The organism is Dictyobacter alpinus (genome assembly GCF_003967575.1).
In the GTDB taxonomy this organism is placed as follows: domain Bacteria; phylum Chloroflexota; class Ktedonobacteria; order Ktedonobacterales; family Ktedonobacteraceae; genus Dictyobacter; species Dictyobacter alpinus.
The window spans coordinates 2,654,310-2,671,486 of sequence record NZ_BIFT01000002.1; the positions used below are offsets into that span (position 1 = coordinate 2,654,310).

At 47.3% G+C, this 17,177-nt stretch carries 20 protein-coding genes; 5 read left to right on the forward strand and 15 right to left on the reverse strand.

The genetic code is table 11. From position 1 onward, the window contains the following. Positions 1-11 precede the first annotated feature (11 nt). The 14 genes from EL633_RS33105 to EL633_RS33165 all read right to left on the reverse strand — a co-directional run bounded on the left by EL633_RS33105 (position 12) and on the right by EL633_RS33165 (position 8,927). The gene (locus tag EL633_RS33105) at positions 12-1,799 is read right to left on the reverse strand and encodes a hypothetical protein (RefSeq protein ID WP_126631477.1); all 1,788 of its coding nucleotides are present in this window, start codon (positions 1,797-1,799) and stop codon (positions 12-14) included. Then, positions 1,792-2,040 (reverse strand): hypothetical protein, encoded by a 249-nt coding sequence (locus EL633_RS33110; RefSeq protein ID WP_126631478.1) that lies wholly within the window; start codon positions 2,038-2,040, stop codon positions 1,792-1,794. The genes EL633_RS33105 and EL633_RS33110 overlap by 8 nt, the downstream gene beginning before the upstream one ends. Positions 2,041-2,049: 9 nt before the next feature. After that, a complete protein-coding gene (locus EL633_RS33115) occupies positions 2,050-2,253 on the reverse strand; it encodes a hypothetical protein (protein WP_126631479.1) in 204 nt (67 codons plus the stop codon). A gap of 169 nt (positions 2,254-2,422) precedes the next feature. Continuing rightward, positions 2,423-2,881 (reverse strand): hypothetical protein, encoded by a 459-nt coding sequence (locus tag EL633_RS33120; RefSeq protein WP_126631480.1) that lies wholly within the window; start codon positions 2,879-2,881, stop codon positions 2,423-2,425. Positions 2,882-2,896: 15 nt separating this feature from the next. Beyond that, positions 2,897-3,106, reverse strand: coding sequence for a hypothetical protein (locus EL633_RS33125; RefSeq protein WP_126631481.1), 210 nt, complete (start codon positions 3,104-3,106; stop codon positions 2,897-2,899). A 10-nt stretch (positions 3,107-3,116) separates the two neighbouring features. Next, positions 3,117-3,551, reverse strand: coding sequence for an NUDIX domain-containing protein (locus tag EL633_RS33130; RefSeq protein ID WP_126631482.1), 435 nt, complete (start codon positions 3,549-3,551; stop codon positions 3,117-3,119). A gap of 15 nt (positions 3,552-3,566) precedes the next feature. Next, entirely contained in the window at positions 3,567-3,782 is a 216-nt protein-coding gene (locus EL633_RS33135) for a hypothetical protein (protein ID WP_126631483.1), read from the reverse strand. 431 nt (positions 3,783-4,213) lie between these two features. Further along, positions 4,214-5,146 (reverse strand): hypothetical protein, encoded by a 933-nt coding sequence (locus EL633_RS33140; protein WP_126631484.1) that lies wholly within the window; start codon positions 5,144-5,146, stop codon positions 4,214-4,216. A 65-nt stretch (positions 5,147-5,211) separates the two neighbouring features. Beyond that, positions 5,212-5,541 carry a hypothetical protein gene (locus tag EL633_RS33145; protein WP_126631485.1) on the reverse strand — a complete coding sequence of 110 codons (330 nt, stop codon included), beginning with the start codon at positions 5,539-5,541 and terminating at the stop codon, positions 5,212-5,214. Between the two features lie 387 nt (positions 5,542-5,928). Then, positions 5,929-6,192, reverse strand: coding sequence for a hypothetical protein (locus EL633_RS33150; protein ID WP_126631486.1), 264 nt, complete (start codon positions 6,190-6,192; stop codon positions 5,929-5,931). A 12-nt stretch (positions 6,193-6,204) separates the two neighbouring features. Then, positions 6,205-6,396: a hypothetical protein gene (locus EL633_RS33155; RefSeq protein WP_126631487.1), complete on the reverse strand. Its 192-nt coding sequence runs from the start codon at positions 6,394-6,396 to the stop codon at positions 6,205-6,207. 97 nt (positions 6,397-6,493) lie between these two features. Further along, positions 6,494-6,658 (reverse strand): hypothetical protein, encoded by a 165-nt coding sequence (locus tag EL633_RS36835; RefSeq protein WP_161982656.1) that lies wholly within the window; start codon positions 6,656-6,658, stop codon positions 6,494-6,496. A 159-nt stretch (positions 6,659-6,817) separates the two neighbouring features. Then, complete coding sequence (locus EL633_RS33160; RefSeq protein ID WP_161982657.1) at positions 6,818-7,567, reverse strand: GntR family transcriptional regulator; 750 nt, start codon at positions 7,565-7,567, stop codon at positions 6,818-6,820. 244 nt (positions 7,568-7,811) lie between these two features. Then, positions 7,812-8,927: a hypothetical protein gene (locus tag EL633_RS33165; RefSeq protein WP_126631489.1), complete on the reverse strand. Its 1,116-nt coding sequence runs from the start codon at positions 8,925-8,927 to the stop codon at positions 7,812-7,814. A gap of 787 nt (positions 8,928-9,714) precedes the next feature. On the opposite strand from EL633_RS33165, the gene EL633_RS33170 reads away from it, so the two are divergent. Next, positions 9,715-10,545 (forward strand): NAD-dependent epimerase/dehydratase family protein, encoded by an 831-nt coding sequence (locus EL633_RS33170; RefSeq protein WP_126631490.1) that lies wholly within the window; start codon positions 9,715-9,717, stop codon positions 10,543-10,545. A 54-nt stretch (positions 10,546-10,599) separates the two neighbouring features. Beyond that, the gene (locus EL633_RS33175; RefSeq protein WP_126631491.1) at positions 10,600-11,604 is read left to right on the forward strand and encodes an aldo/keto reductase; all 1,005 of its coding nucleotides are present in this window, start codon (positions 10,600-10,602) and stop codon (positions 11,602-11,604) included. 88 nt (positions 11,605-11,692) lie between these two features. Here EL633_RS33175 and EL633_RS33180 read toward each other — a convergent pair whose 3' ends face one another. Continuing rightward, on the reverse strand, positions 11,693-13,822 hold the full coding sequence (locus EL633_RS33180; protein WP_126631492.1) for a right-handed parallel beta-helix repeat-containing protein: 2,130 nt from the start codon (positions 13,820-13,822) through the stop codon (positions 11,693-11,695). 195 nt (positions 13,823-14,017) lie between these two features. Between EL633_RS33180 and EL633_RS33185 the strand changes: the two genes are divergently transcribed. The 3 genes from EL633_RS33185 (at position 14,018) to EL633_RS33195 (ending at position 17,088) form a co-directional block, all read left to right on the forward strand. Then, positions 14,018-14,605, forward strand: a complete 588-nt coding sequence (locus EL633_RS33185) for a TetR/AcrR family transcriptional regulator (protein WP_161982658.1) — start codon at positions 14,018-14,020, stop codon at positions 14,603-14,605. Positions 14,606-14,713: 108 nt separating this feature from the next. Beyond that, positions 14,714-16,336: an FAD-dependent monooxygenase gene (locus tag EL633_RS33190; protein ID WP_161982659.1), complete on the forward strand. Its 1,623-nt coding sequence runs from the start codon at positions 14,714-14,716 to the stop codon at positions 16,334-16,336. Between the two features lie 35 nt (positions 16,337-16,371). Continuing rightward, the gene (locus tag EL633_RS33195; protein WP_126631495.1) at positions 16,372-17,088 is read left to right on the forward strand and encodes an MBL fold metallo-hydrolase; all 717 of its coding nucleotides are present in this window, start codon (positions 16,372-16,374) and stop codon (positions 17,086-17,088) included. Positions 17,089-17,177: the final 89 nt, after the last annotated feature.

Below are 17,177 nucleotides of genomic sequence, written 5' to 3' on the forward strand. Positions count from 1 at the left end.
AGAAAACTCCTTTATGCAGAAATCACAGACTTGAGACGCAAGGCATCAAGTTCACGATCAATCGTTGACCAATCATCAGCAGCAAGTTCAACACCATACGAACGCTTTTCCCGTTCATAGTCCACTGCTGTCAACATGCCAAAAGCCAGCCGTTTCTTATTCACTTCTTCCACAAAAAACCGTCCTTTTTCCTTGTCATAGGTATACGCTTTTCCCACAAACCAGATCATCGAGGAAAGCAAATCAACATACGTCCGTCCAGGTGTCCGGCAAGTATGTGCCAGATGCCCTGGTAGCTCCTCAAGTGGCATCAAAGCAACCGCTGTACGCAGATTCCCAAGCGCAGCCGCCACACATGCTTTTTGTTTCGCCATCCGTTTTTGACGCTCGATTAATTCGGAACGCACTTCACGGAATGGCTGAGGACATAACCCATCAAGTAATTCACCTCGCTGTCCATCAGAGAGTAAGGCTATTTGCTCACTGGCAAACTCACGCAAAAGCTCAACGGGTTGACCCTGCATTGAAGCAGTGATCGCACGCGCATCCTCTGACATCTTTGTGTAAATCATTTTCTCTATCGTTGACAGGAGCACAAAGAGCAGCACCCACCGATAGAACGTCGCCGGAGCCAGGAGCGTCAGAACCAATCCTTCTATATTGGTCTGGGCACCCTCGACCTCATGCCATAAAGCATCGTGCAGCATGATTGACTGGGCTTGTTCAATCACTGGTAACGGCTTATCGTGCGTCACCATGTCAACCCGTAAGGCTTGTTCTGTTTGCGCATCACAGACCAGCTTTTCACCAGCAGTATACGCCGATTGAATCAGCGACCAAGCCGCATGTGTTGGATAGCGTGAGACATTGGTGGACGGTTGAGAGTGATCCACATAGCGCAACCATTGCTCAGTCGCATATTTCCAGAGCAAATGGAATTGTTCAATCACGTCATACGCCCCATTCAGATCAAAGCGTTGCAAAAACTTGCGTTTAAAGCGGAACTCAATCCGCCAGACCACCGACGTTCCATCCCATCCTCTTGCAAGCCAGATCGGAAAATACCAGTCTTTTTTGCGTTTCTTGACCTCAGCCAACTTGTTATAAATCTGACAGGAAATTTGAGAGCCATGAGAACCAAAATCAAGAGTGGCAATCTTGCGATGATTGGAGGTAATGAGCGGATCAACAATGCCCTCTTCCCGTTGGTGCTGTAATAATGTTTCCAACTTTTCAATCTCACCAGGAGAGAGACTTTCTGACAATTCGTTGTCTTCTGGCACCGTTGGGCGCTCACGAATACGCACCACGCGAGAAACAAAATCATGATGAGGATCAACCTGAGAGAAATCAACCCCGACCACATCCGCACACAAATGAATCTCGGATGCTTGCTGATGAAATGTCGCACCAAGCAAGCCCGCTAACACCTCTTCAACCGCCAGAATACACGCCTCAGGACCAATCTTATTCAAGAGGATCGAAGAGAAACGAGCCTGACAGAAGACATGTCCCTGTAACCTACCATGACCCATATCAAGGGTGATTTCATCCGTATACAGCAGCCAAGAAAAGGTACCTGACCCATGCGACCGCATGTAGAGCGTTCGACCATCACACTCAAGATCAGTTGGCACCGACTCATGGGCTTTCTTTGCCTCATCTTGATAGGCCTCAAGCAATTCAATCACATGATCAGGCAAGGAGTCACCCGTAGGAATATCATGCTCATTAGCAAACTTCCAATTGACAAGAAAGGTATCAGGACCAAAATGAACAATCTTTTCTTTATCAGTCATATGCTGGAATCTCCTCTCGTTGTTGATACAGGGTTAACCCGTGTTCCCACCGTTGATAGCTCCTATCAGGACACTTGACCGCCACACGAGCCACATGTTTCAACTTGTTGGCTGCCATCACGTGCAAGGCAGCGACCAGAGCAGAAGACACCACATCCGCATTGAGAAACGCCACATAGGGCAGATCAGAAGAAGGCCAGTACCGCCAGATCGCCACATCATAGAACGACTCATTCTGCATAACACGCTCCTACTTAGACCGTTCAACCCAATCAGAAGGACATTCGTTATAACCAGCCGTATAACGCAGAACAAGCGATTGATTAAATTGCTCATCATACGAACCATACTCACGAAATGCAGTCAAGACAAAACGCATCGGATTATACTCTTCATGGCTTGCCTTAGCCATCCAACCAAAGTTATAAGCAGACTCTAGCAACTCTTGTTCCATAAAACCCTCCTCGAAAACATTGATAAACACCACAGTAAAAAGAAAAAAATATTGTAAATAGCACACCACGTGTTACTAGTTTCGTGGTGTGCAGTGCTACCACCACAGATAGCACTGCTACAAATGTAGAGATTACTTACAAGGACAACGAGACAAGCAGATGAACATACTACTGTGCTAATAGAAGGTATGAAAGTGCAGTTGAAAAGACTTCAGATGCTAGCGGATTATGTATCTCACAATGCTTTTGCAACACCCACAACGTATCTTTCACCATCTGGTCATCTTTTCCAGCATCACCACAAAGGCAAGCAACCGTATAGTATGCGTGTCCCTTGATCTGTGAATATTGAGAATCAGTTTGATCCAGAAACAAATTGCGGCACTGGTCCAAACTAAAGACCTGAAGATGCCTTCGCTTGAGAACACCAATGCCATCATCAGAATAATCATCCAGAGCGATATGTGTCACTAACATGACATGACCACACTCACAGAGAGGTTCACTACAATACGTTTCAGCCACACGAATCACCTTGCGCCGTTGTTGGACACACTGACATGACAGATCAGAACAAACACACTCATAACGATAATCAGTCACAGGATTGAATAGCCGTAATCCCATCGTAATGCCCTCCTCTCACCATTCCTTATACACAGCCACCGGATAGACCCAATGACCATCATGAAGACGACGGACCACCAGTTGACCACGAACACTTTTTGCCTGTGTGATACGATGAAAGCTTTCACTACCTTGCAGAGAACAATAGACGCCACCACCACCGCCAACACGATTTTTATCCGCAGCCTTATTAATGTCACGAACATTCAAAGAAAGCTCAATCATTGGACACCTCCTATAAACGGCTCATCGCCAGAGCGACAAGTGCATCGTGATCAAACGCCAGAGGAGTAGGCCATGTATCAAAAGGGAACCATGCAGCATTCATCGCATCATCACCAGCATGTGTGTACATCACTGATTCAGGAGGAACAGAAGCAGCATAGAGCACGCTGACGTAACGACCACGAGGATCACGATCAACATTGCCAAATGTCGCGACCTGAACAAGCGAATCAAGGACAATCCCTGTCTCTTCATGAACCTCTCGACATGCTGCATCCTCTAGTGTCAGATCATGCTCATCAAGCTTCCCGCCAGGCAGTGCCCATTGACCTGCATATGGTTCTTTACCACGCTGAATAAGCAACACCTGCAATCCTCTTGAGGTTTGACGCAATACAAACACATCAACCGTGACAATAACCCGTGCTGTGTGACCTAGACCCATAGAAACACCTCCTTGCTACTGTGCAGGTACAAGCGCACAACCTTCATACCCAGCCATGTAGCTTGCTTGCAATTGACGATAAAACGCTTCAGGACGATCCCCGGTAAAGTTCGCCCCTATACTAATCACACATCGAAGCGGCTGAGACTCTACATGATCATAGGCGTGATTCTGTCCAAGGAAAAAAGCCATCTCGAAGAACTCTTGATCAGGATGATAAGGAACATTCATCGTGATACCTCCATCTATTGAGAGGGAAGGAGAACCCCACCCCGCACTAGCTACTTGGTCTTGTGACTAGCGTCTCCACCTGGACACTCTGTGCAGTGCATTCCATGCCGACGGTGCCAAGGTGATATACTCAGATGCTTCCTTAGCACCGTCGACACTCCAATTCTGGCACAGGTATCCAGGTAGTACGCTTGCTTCGCACCGTCACAGTGCGACAAGATCAAGCTTGAACGCTTATGCCTCAGGAAGCCAGATAATGCCTCAGGTTTTTTCTGCTTGCTCTATTACCTAGAACATATGATCTAAGGCATAACGACAAAAGTCAACCGTCAGCAGACATGTTTGATTGATAATTGTGCTTACTTGCCTCATCGTTGAGGCGTGCCACTTGCTAGGCGTACCACTTGCCGGGCGTGCAAGAAGCAAGTATGCTACTGTTTTTGTTGATTATTCGCCATCGCTTGCCATTGTGGTTTCCCTGGCATCGACTGAGGAGAAGGAAACACCACGTTTTGCGACGTCATATTCTGAAGCGGTTGAAATTGAGACGGTGCTGCATTGACCACCCTTGGCTGTTGAAATTCACCAGGAAGCCCAGGACGAGCAGACGGAGCTGGTAGCGAAGGTTGCTGAGCAGGAATGATTTTCTGCACACCAACCTTGTGCTTTTCTGTCTTCTCCTTCTTTAATTCATCCATGCCAAAGGAGAGATTGCCGCTTTTCACTGCCTTGACAATGTTATCGACATCCGCAGCACAAGCAGCATCATAGTGTTGTTGCGCCGTTTTTGCCGCCTTTTTTTGAGACTTGAGGAACATAGAACGGTGCTGTTCTGCACGCTCGACAATCATCGACCGATCTTCTAAGTTGGAGGAAGTAAACATCTCTTCCACTAAATGACTCAGATCAAACAACGCAAACGCACCGACCGCAATTGGAAACAGCAAACCAAGACCAAGTTTAAACACAACTACCAGAAAATCAGGCATGTATTGTGATACTGTTTTCACAACCCACGCCATTTCACCGCTATGATTGACAAAGCCCAGGTTACAACCAGCAGAAACCACCATGCCAACAAAGCCAATCACCGCAGGCACAAGTGCTAGCACATAGAACCCGATATTATTCTTGGAAATGAATAACCGGACTAGCTTGAACATGGCAAAAATCAAACCTTCAAGGAAAATGCCACGAGCAAGCGCAATCAATCCCGTACCAGTCAGAAGCGACTGACCACCAGCAAAGGCCCAGGCATTACCATATCCAGACTCAAGCATGATGATAAATGGAGCGATCACCGCAATCATCACGTCAAAACGCTCACGAAACAAATGGGCACGAACCACGGTTCCTGTTTTCATAAGTTAGTCCTCCAAAAGAAACAAACGACACCGATTAAAGAACACAAAGAGCAAAGCATCAATCTTTATGCACCAGTCGTAGAGGCAGGAGCAGCAGCATTCGGAAACGACACGTTGGCGACAATAAAGTTTGTTTGTGGACGCTCAGTACCATCTTTAAATGTGCGCATACGAGACACATATGATTTGATGGTAAATTGGACAGGCTGAAAGCGCATCTGTTCAATGCCCTGTGCGAGATTCGCAAATTGTGGATCGTCTTCCCACATCTGGCAGGAAAACGTGTTGCCAATCTCATCAGCGACCGTAAAAGAAATCATGCCCTTTTTCGACTTATCTTTTCCATCAACATTGTACGCAGCACCAAATTTGAGTGTTCCAATAAAATTCATCATAGAGGTAACTCCTTGCAGGTATCCCTGCTTGAATGAATGGCAATGTGTGACAACATATCAAGCGATGCCACACACCCATCACATAGCACAAAAGCAATGTAAACTACCAAAGAGATTGTTGCTCACAGGAATGAGCAGATGATGTATGATGAGTTGTTCTCTCAAGCACCGGATAGCTGACAATAGGTACATCCTGATGGAGAGAACAGAAACAGACGTCATAGTCCAGTAAGATGTAACCAAGGCAGGCAGGACAGATACCAACAGCACCACACACGGCTACCTTGCCTGACTTTGCTGAAAAGTTGACCGGACGAGTACACCTAAACCAACCAGGAGCAGTAGTTGACTGCCAACAATGACCCTGATCCTTGCAAGGTAGTGCCATCACATCACCTCAGGTTGTCGATAAGCGATTTGCCCACGATTACAACGGGCTTGAAAAAACCATTCACCAGCACTGTAACCATCATTAACCGTGGCACACACCGCATCAGCATAATCAACACCATATTTATCCATAACTTGTCTCACAGCATTAACAGAGGAAAGAGAGTTCACATCATCTGTAATCGAAGGCTCAACCTGATCACTGTCTACAGAAGGCCACACATGAACGACAAAGGATCGAGAGCGAAGCAGTGCAGGCATACGCCACCTCCTCTAGCGATGAGCGAAGAATGCGAAGAACTGATTTACAGGGACTTGAAATTGCACAAAGAACAACACAGCAAATGCGACGACGGCCAGCAGCAGTAAGGAACGCAATTTCAAAGCACGGAAGATCAACGAACACACGACCAGGACACCGAAAACAATAAGCACCTGCATAGGTGACAGAATGAATGTCGTCATAGGAATGCTCCTCTCTTGACGTATCCGATCCCATCCCGCATACTTAAAATATGAGAGATGGTCACAGTGAACACAAAAACTAATCTCATACGCTGGACTAGTGGCGGCAACCGCTAGCCAGCACCCCTACAATTGCCAGAAAACCAACCGTGTTAATGACTCCGCCAATAACATTCCCAACAGAGAAACAATAGAAAGCTCCAGCACCAAAGATCAACAGCACGATCAGAAATGTATTGCGTAATGCACTATTGTCTTGCAAAAATCACCTCCTATTGTGATATTTATCACTGCTCACTCAGCAGCTATTAAGATTATATATTGCTCTAGATCAAATGTCAATAGTTAAATGACTAGATCATAAAATGGGTAAAAAAAAGAGGTGATACATAAATCACCCCTTTTCATAGCTTGCTTGCTATTATTTTTTGTTTGTCCAATGAGCAGCCTCATAATCATAAGAGAGCATGAAGTAACTAGCTACAAAAATGATCTTGTTATACATTATGACTGTTGTATCATCCTCAGCGTAGTTAGTTCTCTTGACCTCAAGAACAGGAGCACCTCGAACAAGTTTCAATAGCTCTTGTTCCCTCTGATCTGGTAGACGTGCGATAACATCTTCATGCACATGCTTAATAACTTTACCATGAGCCTCTTTTATAGCAAGAACCGCATCAAATCTCTCGTCAGATTGCATCTGATGGAGAATATGATCATTGATCAACGTTACAGGATAAAAGTTTTCCGCCAGCCGATAATGTGCAGTAGTTGTTCCTTGACGGCGCAAGCGATGAACTATCGAAGACCCAGGAGCAATACCAAAAATTTTTGCAACCTCCTCAGAGGCTGGCACTAACGCAGGCTCATCAATATTTGTTTCAACAGGTGTCAAACCTAAACTTTCAAGATATTTATCAAATCTAGGTAAGATACCAGGAATACGGGTTCTCGGCATGTGGACAAAGACGCCCTGGCGGCCAAGAGATGATAACAAACCTTCAGACTGTAGTTGCTGTATAGCCTTGTTCATCGTCTCTTGAGTCGTGTTATATTGGGATGCAAACATTCTCAATGATGGCAGTCTACCACCAGTTCCGAATTCGCCTGCCACAATGCGCTGACGGATTGCATTAATAATCTCGTCAACTTTGCTAATCTCGGAAGTCATAATCTTAATACTTTCTGATCTAACACAGATGCAATAGTATAGCAACTCTAGAGCAAGCATAAGACAAAAACGACTACATGTCAACATTGACAATTGATCTAGACTTTTTATTTAAATTAACTGATCTAGATCAATTGACCTAGAATAAACATTAAAATATTTGCCTAGCTACATACATTCAAATCAGCCAATGAAGCATATCTATCTCCAAATACTACACTTATTGCCCTAGAATAAATACTATCTAGTCTACATAATTAGCGAACACACAAAGCAAGGGCTGAAGCCGTTTTATATATAGCAACCAAGCGAATAGAAGAGCTGATAATAAATTATTATGATCGATAATCGATACAGGGGTTACCTGAGTCTCCCTTTTGGCTTCAGAGTCTCCCTGTTTGTGCTCAAAGCTATCTGGCGAGTAACCCTTTTCGGCACAAAAAGCTTCTTCCAGGTAACCTTTTTCCACTACAGGTCGCCCTTTCTGCGCACCAAAGTAACCTTCCTGCGCAGGCAAATCGCCCTTTTGTGTATTTTCTTCAGGAGCCAGGTAACCTTTTTGTGCAAGCGAGTCGCCTTTTGGTATATCCTCCTCAGGAGCCAGGTAACCCTTTTGTCTATGTGAGTCTCCCTTTTGTATATCCAGGTCGCCCTTTGCAATAGAAGTCTCCCTTTCAGCGTTACCTGTCTCACCTTTATATGCGCAGACTTTGGATGTTTGAGGAATGGAGTAACCTTTTTGTCTGGGCGAGTCGCCCTGCTGGACGTAGCTGGCTAGCGTATGGACTTGATCGGTGAGTAATGTGATTGTCTCTCGATTCATTGGGCCCTGAAGGAGCTGCTGGCATGTTTCCTTGAGTTGTTGCATGGTTGAGGCAGGGGTCGCCCGTCCAGGATCGCCATAGTGATAGATGTAGCGTTTGCGTGTTGAGTTGGCCAATTGACACAGTTTGAAGCGCTTATTGGTACGCAGGTTGTTGAGTTTGTTTAATGAAGCAGGGGCTTGATACGGACCCAGGTGCAGGTGGATCTGGGTGCCGGAGGGGGTATGATGATAGTGCTGGACCAGTTCCAGTGCCCCCATGATAGCGATGGTACGTGAAATAAAATCATAGCTTCCACCATACGCACTGGCGAGATTACGCAGACAATGGCAGGAGAAGACAGCGGTCAAACCTTGACCGGGTAACGCTTCAATAGTGGCGTTTTTAAGCAGAAAAAGATAGAGTTCAAGCGCCTTAGGTTTACAGGTACGTGCCAGTACATCTTGCCTGGTGCCATCAACCAGGTCCCAGGTCTCATCAGGGCCAAGTACGTTGCTGCATTTCATATATTCTATCTTCGATGATCGTGTGGACATCTCTTCAATCCTTTGCGTTGTATGTTGTCGAATAATGATTTGGCAGAAGAAAGACGTAATGTGATCCCGAAGAAGAAGCAGGCGGAATAAATACTACTTGACATTGAATTGAACAATGTTATACTCGTTTCTATCCTGAATGTTAGAGATGCGAGAGCATCTTGTCCGTACTGCATATAATAAATTCGGTAATACATTTTTCTTCTATGCCAGTTTGCTTTTATTGCTCTTATCGGTTTGGCGACGCGACGTGGAGCAATGGACGCAACACTGGCTTTTTTTTATTTCTCTATGCGAGAATGCTCTAATTTTATAGATCCATTTATTCCTGCAGGATATGGAAATCTAGTGATAAAAGTACTATAGTTGTGTATTATGCTATGCATGTAATGCATATGCAGCGCATGTTTTTTACGGTGCAGGATAGAATATTTGCTTGCAGAGCAAAATCTTTTTTAAGCTTATTTGATGCGATTTCCACGCACGGAAGTGCTGAAATCATTGAGAAAAGCTACTATCTTGTTACAGTGCAATTCTGACAGGCATTTAAGGCTTATTACTCATAGAGGCATTTTAAACGAAATCTACAGATATTTCAATCGAATTGTGTCAATATCAAATTTGCGCAGATAAAAAGCTATCTATAATGCTGGAGAGAGGAAGAAATTGAAAGTATAATGGATCCCCGGGTTAACGACTGAGGCCTTCGGCGCTCTCTCTTTCGTATAACAAGGTGTCAGGAATAGTATATTGTGTTTGTGTGATTATGAATGGAGTTTATAATTCGATGAAGAAAATTGTTGTTACTGGAGGGAGCGGCAAGGCTGGCCGTGCGGTGATTAAGGATCTTTTAGAGCATGACTATGAGGTTTTAAATGTAGATTTATTGCCGCCTGCCGAGCAACTTTGTCCTTATTTAAAGGTTGAGTTGACCGATCTGGGACAGGTCTTCGAAGTCCTGGCTGGTGCCTATGGAGTGGTCCATTTGGGTGCGATTCCTGCTCCTGGTATTCGAACGGAAGAAGTAACGTTTAGTAATAATACGCTTAGCACCTACAATATTTTCAGTGCCGCGATGGCGCTGGGTTTGAAGCGGGTCGTATGGGCATCCAGTGAAACCACGCTGGGATTACCGTTTGAGCGTGAGAAGCCAGTCTACGCGCCGATCGACGAAGAGCATCCCCTCTATCCTGAATCCAGTTACGCGCTCTCAAAAGTTATCTCTGAGGAGATGGCGCGTCAGTTCAATCGCTGGAGTGGCATTCCTTTTGTGGGTCTGCGTTTCTCGAATATTATGGAGCCACAGGATTATCAACGCTTCCCTGCGTTCTCGGATGATGCCACGCTACGTAAGTGGAATCTCTGGGGCTATGTGGATGCGCGTGATGTGGCGCAGAGCTGTCGTCTTGGTCTGGAGGCAGATATCAAGGGGGCTGAGGCCTTTATTATCGCGGCGGCCGATACCGTCATGAAGCGTCCGAGTCGTGAACTGCTGGCTGAAGTTTTCCCGGGTGTGCCATTACATGGTGAGGTTGAAGAATTCGAGACCTTGCTTTCAATTAAAAAAGCACGTGCCCTGTTAGGATATCAGCCTCAGTATTCCTGGCGCAATGCATAAATAATAGAGTTGCTGGTATGAGGAAATTCAACTTTAGCAGAGAAAGGGATACAGATGGAAATCAAACGTTTAGGGCGTACAGGCTTAAAAGTTTCTGAAATATGTCTGGGTACTATGACTTTTGGCAATCAGTGTGACGAGCCTACATCGCACGCTATCATGGATCGCGCGGTTGAACACGGAGTGACTTTCTTTGATACCGCCGATGCATATCCGCTAGGTGGCACTTTAGAGACTGCTGGTCGTACTGAGGAGTTTATTGGACGCTGGCTTAAAGGCCGCCGTGACCAGATCGTGCTGGCCACCAAGTTTTTTGGCAAAATGGGGAGCGGTCCCAATGATCAGGGTGGCTCGCGCAAGCATATCATGCAGGCCGTAGAGGATAGCCTGCGCCGTTTGCAGACCGACTATATCGATCTGTATCAGATGCATTTTCCAGATTACGAGACCCCCCTTGACGAGACGTTGCGGGCCCTTGATGATCTGGTACATAGTGGCAAGGTACGCTACATTGGTTGCTCCAATTATCCTGCCTGGCTGCTGACTAAAGCTCTATGGACCAGTGATAAGCTTGGCCTGGCGCGCTTTGATAGTGTGCAGCCACGCTATAATATTCTGTTCCGGCACATTGAAACCGAGCTCTTTCCACTGGTTGAGGATCAAGGGATCGGCGTTATCAGCTACAATCCGCTGGCCGGTGGTGTGCTGACCGGTCGTTATCGCTCTGGCCAGGAGGTTGAGGGTGGTACGCGATTCAGCCTGGAAAACGCCGGTAAGATCTACCGGGATCGTTACTGGCAAGAGCCGCAGATGCGTGCTGTTGAAGAGCTCAAGCGCTACTGTGACGAGCACAACGTCTCGATCGCGCAGGTCGCCATCGCCTGGGTTCTGGCTCAACCGGCCATCACTTCAGCTATCGTTGGAGCCAGCAAGCCCGAGCAACTCGACCAATCATTACCAGCCGTTAACCTCATCCTTGATCAGGAACTCCTGGATGTCTGCAACGATATCTGGTACCAGATCCCTCGCGAGCGCAACAAAGATGTAGCTTATCGCTAAATCAACCGTACAGACATACTGTTTGTTCGATGCACTTCATGAGAGAGATAGGATAATCGAGCTTATGCTTGATTATCCTATCTTTTTATTAGTGGAAATTATTCTTCTTGATATCTACTGCGCAGCCAGGTTCGATGGAGATGGCTCCTCGGGCGTTGTCGATCAAGGTACAATTGTCGATGGTGCCGCGTCCGTTGGCGGTGACAATGACACCGTAGTCCTGGCCTTTACTGATAGTGTCGCGTTGGAGCTGGGGATCTCCACCGCTGGCGATGGCGACGTTGGCCGCCTGGTTGGCGAAGATGTCGCAGTATTCAAGTATCCCTTTGCCGTTGTCGGTCACGATGATGCCATGCTGCTGCGCTTCATGGATGCGGCAGAGGTAGAAATAGGGCGTACTACCAGTCGTAATGGAAACATTATCGACGCCATTGGCGAAAATTTCGCAATCCTGATACGAACCCTGGCCTTCTTGCAGGATTTCAATACCATATTTCTGGTTATCATGCAGCTGACAGCGCAGGAGCAATGGATTGCTCTGGTTATTGACCGTGACAGCGGCATAGCCATGGTGATGAATATCACAGTCCTCAAAAGTGCCACGGCCCAGGTCCTGAATGAGCAGCCCGTAGAGCTGACAGTCGTAAACGTTGCAGTGGCGTACGATGGGGTCGGCCCCTATCGTGACATGTATCCCGGACCGGCTATGGTTGAAGATATCGCAGTATTCAATGGTGGCATGGGCGTTTTGTGAGATTGCGATGCCATGACCTGCGCTATCGTGGATGGTGCAGTAGCGAATAGTGGGATTGGTGTTGGCGTTCAGGATGGTGATACAGGAAGATGAAGCTGAGCTGATATCGCAGTTTTCAATAAAGAGTTCACCCTCAGTAATATGGATTGCGCGCCAGGTCTTGCCTCTCGGACCCTCGGGACAACGGATGGTCAGTCCACGCATTGTGGCGGAACTGGTCTGCATGACGACGCAGTGTGAGCCAGCGCCCTCAAGTACGACCTGCTCGCGTGGTCCATTGGCGATGATCTCAATCGGTTTATCCAGGATAATGCTTTCTTTATAGATACCTTCGCGTAAAAAGATAAAGGTGCCCGGCTCCGCTTGCTGTATAGCTTCACTCAAAGATGTATAGTCGCCGCCACCTTGCTGTGCCACAATAATGCTGGCCCGTGGTTCAAGGGTAAGTGGGGTTGCTGGTAAGCTCGTAGTGGTAGTCGATATCCTGGGTTGGACAGGTTGTACCATCTGTCGAATGCTGGCGGTCTGTTGCATCTGCTGGACACGTTGTAGTTCCTGTTTGACTACACCTGTATCCTTTGGTCGCTGCTGCTCTTTCATCTCCAGCATCTGCATAATCAATTTTTCCAGTGCCACATTCGCAGGTACCGTTGGATCCAGCTCTGGTGGCTGTTGCAGAAATGGTGTCAGCCCTGGATGAATGCCGGAGCACAATTGATAGAGTGTGGCTCCCAGGCTATAGATATCTGAGCGAATCGTCGTCTGCATCCTGCCATACTGCTCGGGCGCCGCATAGCCGGGTGTACCAAGATTCATCGTATCTTTGCTCTGTCCAGGTTTAAAGAAGCGGGCGATGCCAAAATCGATCAGATATAACTGCCCATCGTCCGTGAGCATCACATTATCTGGCTTCAGGTCGCGAAAGATGATCGGTGGCTGATGGCTATGCAGATAGCCTAATACAGTACATAACTGGATCCCTAGTTCGACCACCTCTTTGAGAGGAAGCGCGCCACCAGTAGTCTTCTCCAGCCGCTTCTCAAGCGTCTCGCCATCGATATAGTCCATCACCAGGTACCAACGTCCATGTTCCTCAAAGTGATCATAGATACGTGGCAGATTAGGATGTGAGAGATTGGCCAGCAGCGTCGCTTCATTGCGGAAAGCCTCGATAGCCTCCTTTGTCTCGTCCGCATCCAGTCCACGCATCCCCATCTCCTTCACCGCCCGATGTGTATTATTAAAAAGTTGGTCCTCTACCAGATAGATAGCCCCAAAGCCACCCTGTCCCAGCTTTTGTAGAATGTGATAGCGCTGCTTTAACGCATAAGCAGAAGTCAGCAGCCCCGTAGCCGTATTCGTAGTTGTATAAGTAACTTGAGGTTGTCCACACGCATAGCAGAATTTAGCATCCAGCCGATTAGTGGCCCCACAATTATCGCAAAACCGTACAGATGAATTCATATCACAATTCTTTTCATGAAAAACTGCAATTGATTATAATAGCCTCCTAACGATAGCACGCCATAAAAATGATTGTCAATCTATTGAGGCTTCAGGTAATCAGTGGCCTTGACAGTGTTCTCATTCTTGTTTATACTACTCAGTAGTTCATTGAATAATATTTCAATGAAAATTATTTCAACTGAAGGAGAGATAATGACCCGTCGAGCACAGCAAGCCGAAGAGCGTCGAGAGCACCTGATTGATACAGCCCTCCACCTCTTCGCCGAGAAAGGTTGGAACGCGACCTCTATCCCTGATCTGGCCAAAGCAGCCGGGATTGCGCAAGGACTAATGTATCATTACTTTCGCAATAAAGAAGAGTTGTTGCTGGCCGTGATTGAGCGCCATAGCTTTCTGGCGGAATTGAAAGTCTTGCTCTCTGCCTCGTCTGAGCGTCCGGCCAGGCAAGTGTTGCCAGAGGTTGCGCAAAACTTTGCCCTGCTACTGCAGCAAAAGAGGGATCTGGTGCAGATCTTTATTTGTGAAGCACAGAAGAATCCAGAGGTTGCGCGTCATCAAGATGCACTGATTGAGGGTGGTGTTGAGATCCTTACAAGCTATCTGGCGGTGCGCATGGCAACTGGAGAGTTGCGACCGCATGAACCTGCGCTGACCGCTCGCACGCTGCTTTACACCATTTTCATGTCACAACTCATCCATGTTTCAGGGCAGCTGCACATCCCTGATTTTGTGCAGTTTTTGCTACAAGGCATTCTGAGTCCAGAAGAGCAGACGCATTAGTCACGCTCTTCTGGCATCTGTCCAGCTGTGATTGCTGCCAGGAAACTATTGAAAATAGAAGTTTAGCTACAATGTTATAGGCGGATGTCTACGAAAGAGGTTGTCCTTATGAACGTACAGCAACACCCTGTCCTTATTGTTGGGGCGGGTCCATCAGGTATGACATTAGCATTGCAATTAGCACGTTATAATGTACCATTGCGTATTATCGATAAGCATGCTGAGCCCCTGCAGCTCTCTAAGGCGGCGGCTATCCACGCACGAACATTGGAAATTTTTGCTGATCTTGGCGTGATTGATACATTTCTGGCTGAAGGTCAACAGGTTGATATCCTTGCTCTACGGACACGCTATAAGGATAGGCTGCGACTGGATTTCAGTCGCTTAAAACATACTCCTTATCCTTTTATGCTTGATTTGCCGCAATACCGTACTGAATATATCCTGATGAAGAAATTGGAGGAGATCAATATTCCTGTTGAGCGTGGTGTGCAGCTGGTTGGTATGCAGCAGAACGCGGATGCGGTGGAGGCGCGCTTGCGCCATGCGGATGGTCGGGAGGAACAGGTGAGCGTTTCCTGGCTGATCGGGGCCGATGGCGCCAAAAGCACCGTACGCACCCTCGCAGGCATAGATTTTGTGGGTGAGGCCTATGCTGACGATTGGGTGCTCTGCGATGCGAAGATTAGTTGGCCGCTCCCACGCAATGAGATGACCTTCAGTGGTGATCGCGAAGGCATTTTCGGCGTTTTTCCGTTGCCTGGAGAGAATACTTACCGTATGGCATACACCCAGACGCGTGACCGTGCAGGTCGCCTGGTTGAGCCAGATAGAGAAGATGCCCAGCATAGCCTGGAACGTACAGGCATAGATGGAAAGGTGCTGGCGGCCGAGCAGTTCTGGACCTTTAATCTCGCACATCGCCAGGTGACAGATAGTCGGCAAGGACGCATCTTTTTGATTGGCGATGCGGCCCACATCCACACGCCTTTTGGTGGTCAAGGGATGAATCTGGGTATCGCCGATGCCTATAATCTGGGCTGGAAGCTGGCTTATGTTTTTCATGGAGATGCGCACGATGGGCTGTTAGATAGCTATCAACGCGAGCGTGCCAGTGTCATTAAAGGAGTCATCCGCACAACCCATCTTGGGGTCACCGCGATGTTAATGAAAGAAGGACGTCAGGCTGCCGCGCGCGATCTGCTCATGCAAGCCGTAGGTAGCTCGTATATTCTACCAAAATTCCTCACATTCTCCTTCTCTCAGCTTGCCCATCATTATCGTCACTCGCCAATTGTGAAGGGACATGCTTTACGCTTGCAAGCAGGCGATCGTGCGCCAGATCAACGCTTCTTTGATGGTATTACCCAGTCCTATCAGCATCTTTTTGAGCTGATAAAGGGAACACAACATACCTTGCTGCTCTTCATAGGAGAAAAGCAGAATCAGCGTGCGGCGTTATTGCAACTGCTTACTGAGAGCGCGCGACGTTATCCAGGTATCCTCGATATACGGGTAATTGGTACATCCTATCAACGTCCTGACTGGCTACCAGAGGATGTGCAATATTGGAGTGATCGTGGTCGTGATCTCTCTTTATACCATCAATTTGGCATTACGACCGCCTATCTTGTACGACCGGATAAATATCTTGGCTTTATTCAGCCAAATCCTGGTTGGAGTGAGCTCGATCACTATCTCCAGCAGATCCTGACAGGTTCTACACGCTAAATATTGATCTTTATAAAGAGAAAGGGTTTGAACGTATGAAAGGCAATAGACCGGTGATAGAGCCTATAGCATTAGGTTTTGTCAATGCGTATATTATCCATGGAGAGCGAGATGTGCTGGTGGATACTGGTCTCCCCGGCATGGCCGATAAGCTCCTGGATGAATTGAAGAAGCGGAATGTGTCCATGCAGGACATATCGCTCATCCTGCTCACCCATGGACATTCTGATCATGCAGGCAACGCAAATGAATTGCGCCGGCGCTTGCATGTACCCGTGGCGATCCACGCGCTGGAAGTGGAATGGATGAGGCGTGGCCTGGCTCCGATACCACGTCCTATTCGCCCTATTGGCCATCTGATCAAGGCGATTACAAAGCCGAACATTGAGCCGTTTGAACCTGATATCTTGCTAGAAGCAGGCATGGCTCTTTCACCATATGGAATCGCAGGACAGGTTATCCACACACCAGGACATAGTCCCGGTTCCATTACGTTTCTGCATCCAGAAGGCATCGGCATCGCTGGAGATGTGCTGGCTGGCTCCCTCTGGCGGGAGAATCATCCGCTCTATCCTTTTTTTGCTGACGATGTCCCGCTCCTGCATCAAAGCATTGCGAAGCTTCTTCGTGCCTCGGTTCAGCGTGTTTACTTTGGGCATGGTCGTCCCTCTAGCTTGCAAGAGGTTCAACGTCGCTTTGCAGCCCGTGTCGCTTCTGTTAATGATCTAGCGTTTTCCGGCCAACACTCTTAGTCAATACCGAGATCGCGAAGCGCAGCCTGTGATATTGCATATAGTCTTAAGAGACTGCATTTGCTGTCAGGCTGCGCTTGCTCTATTTC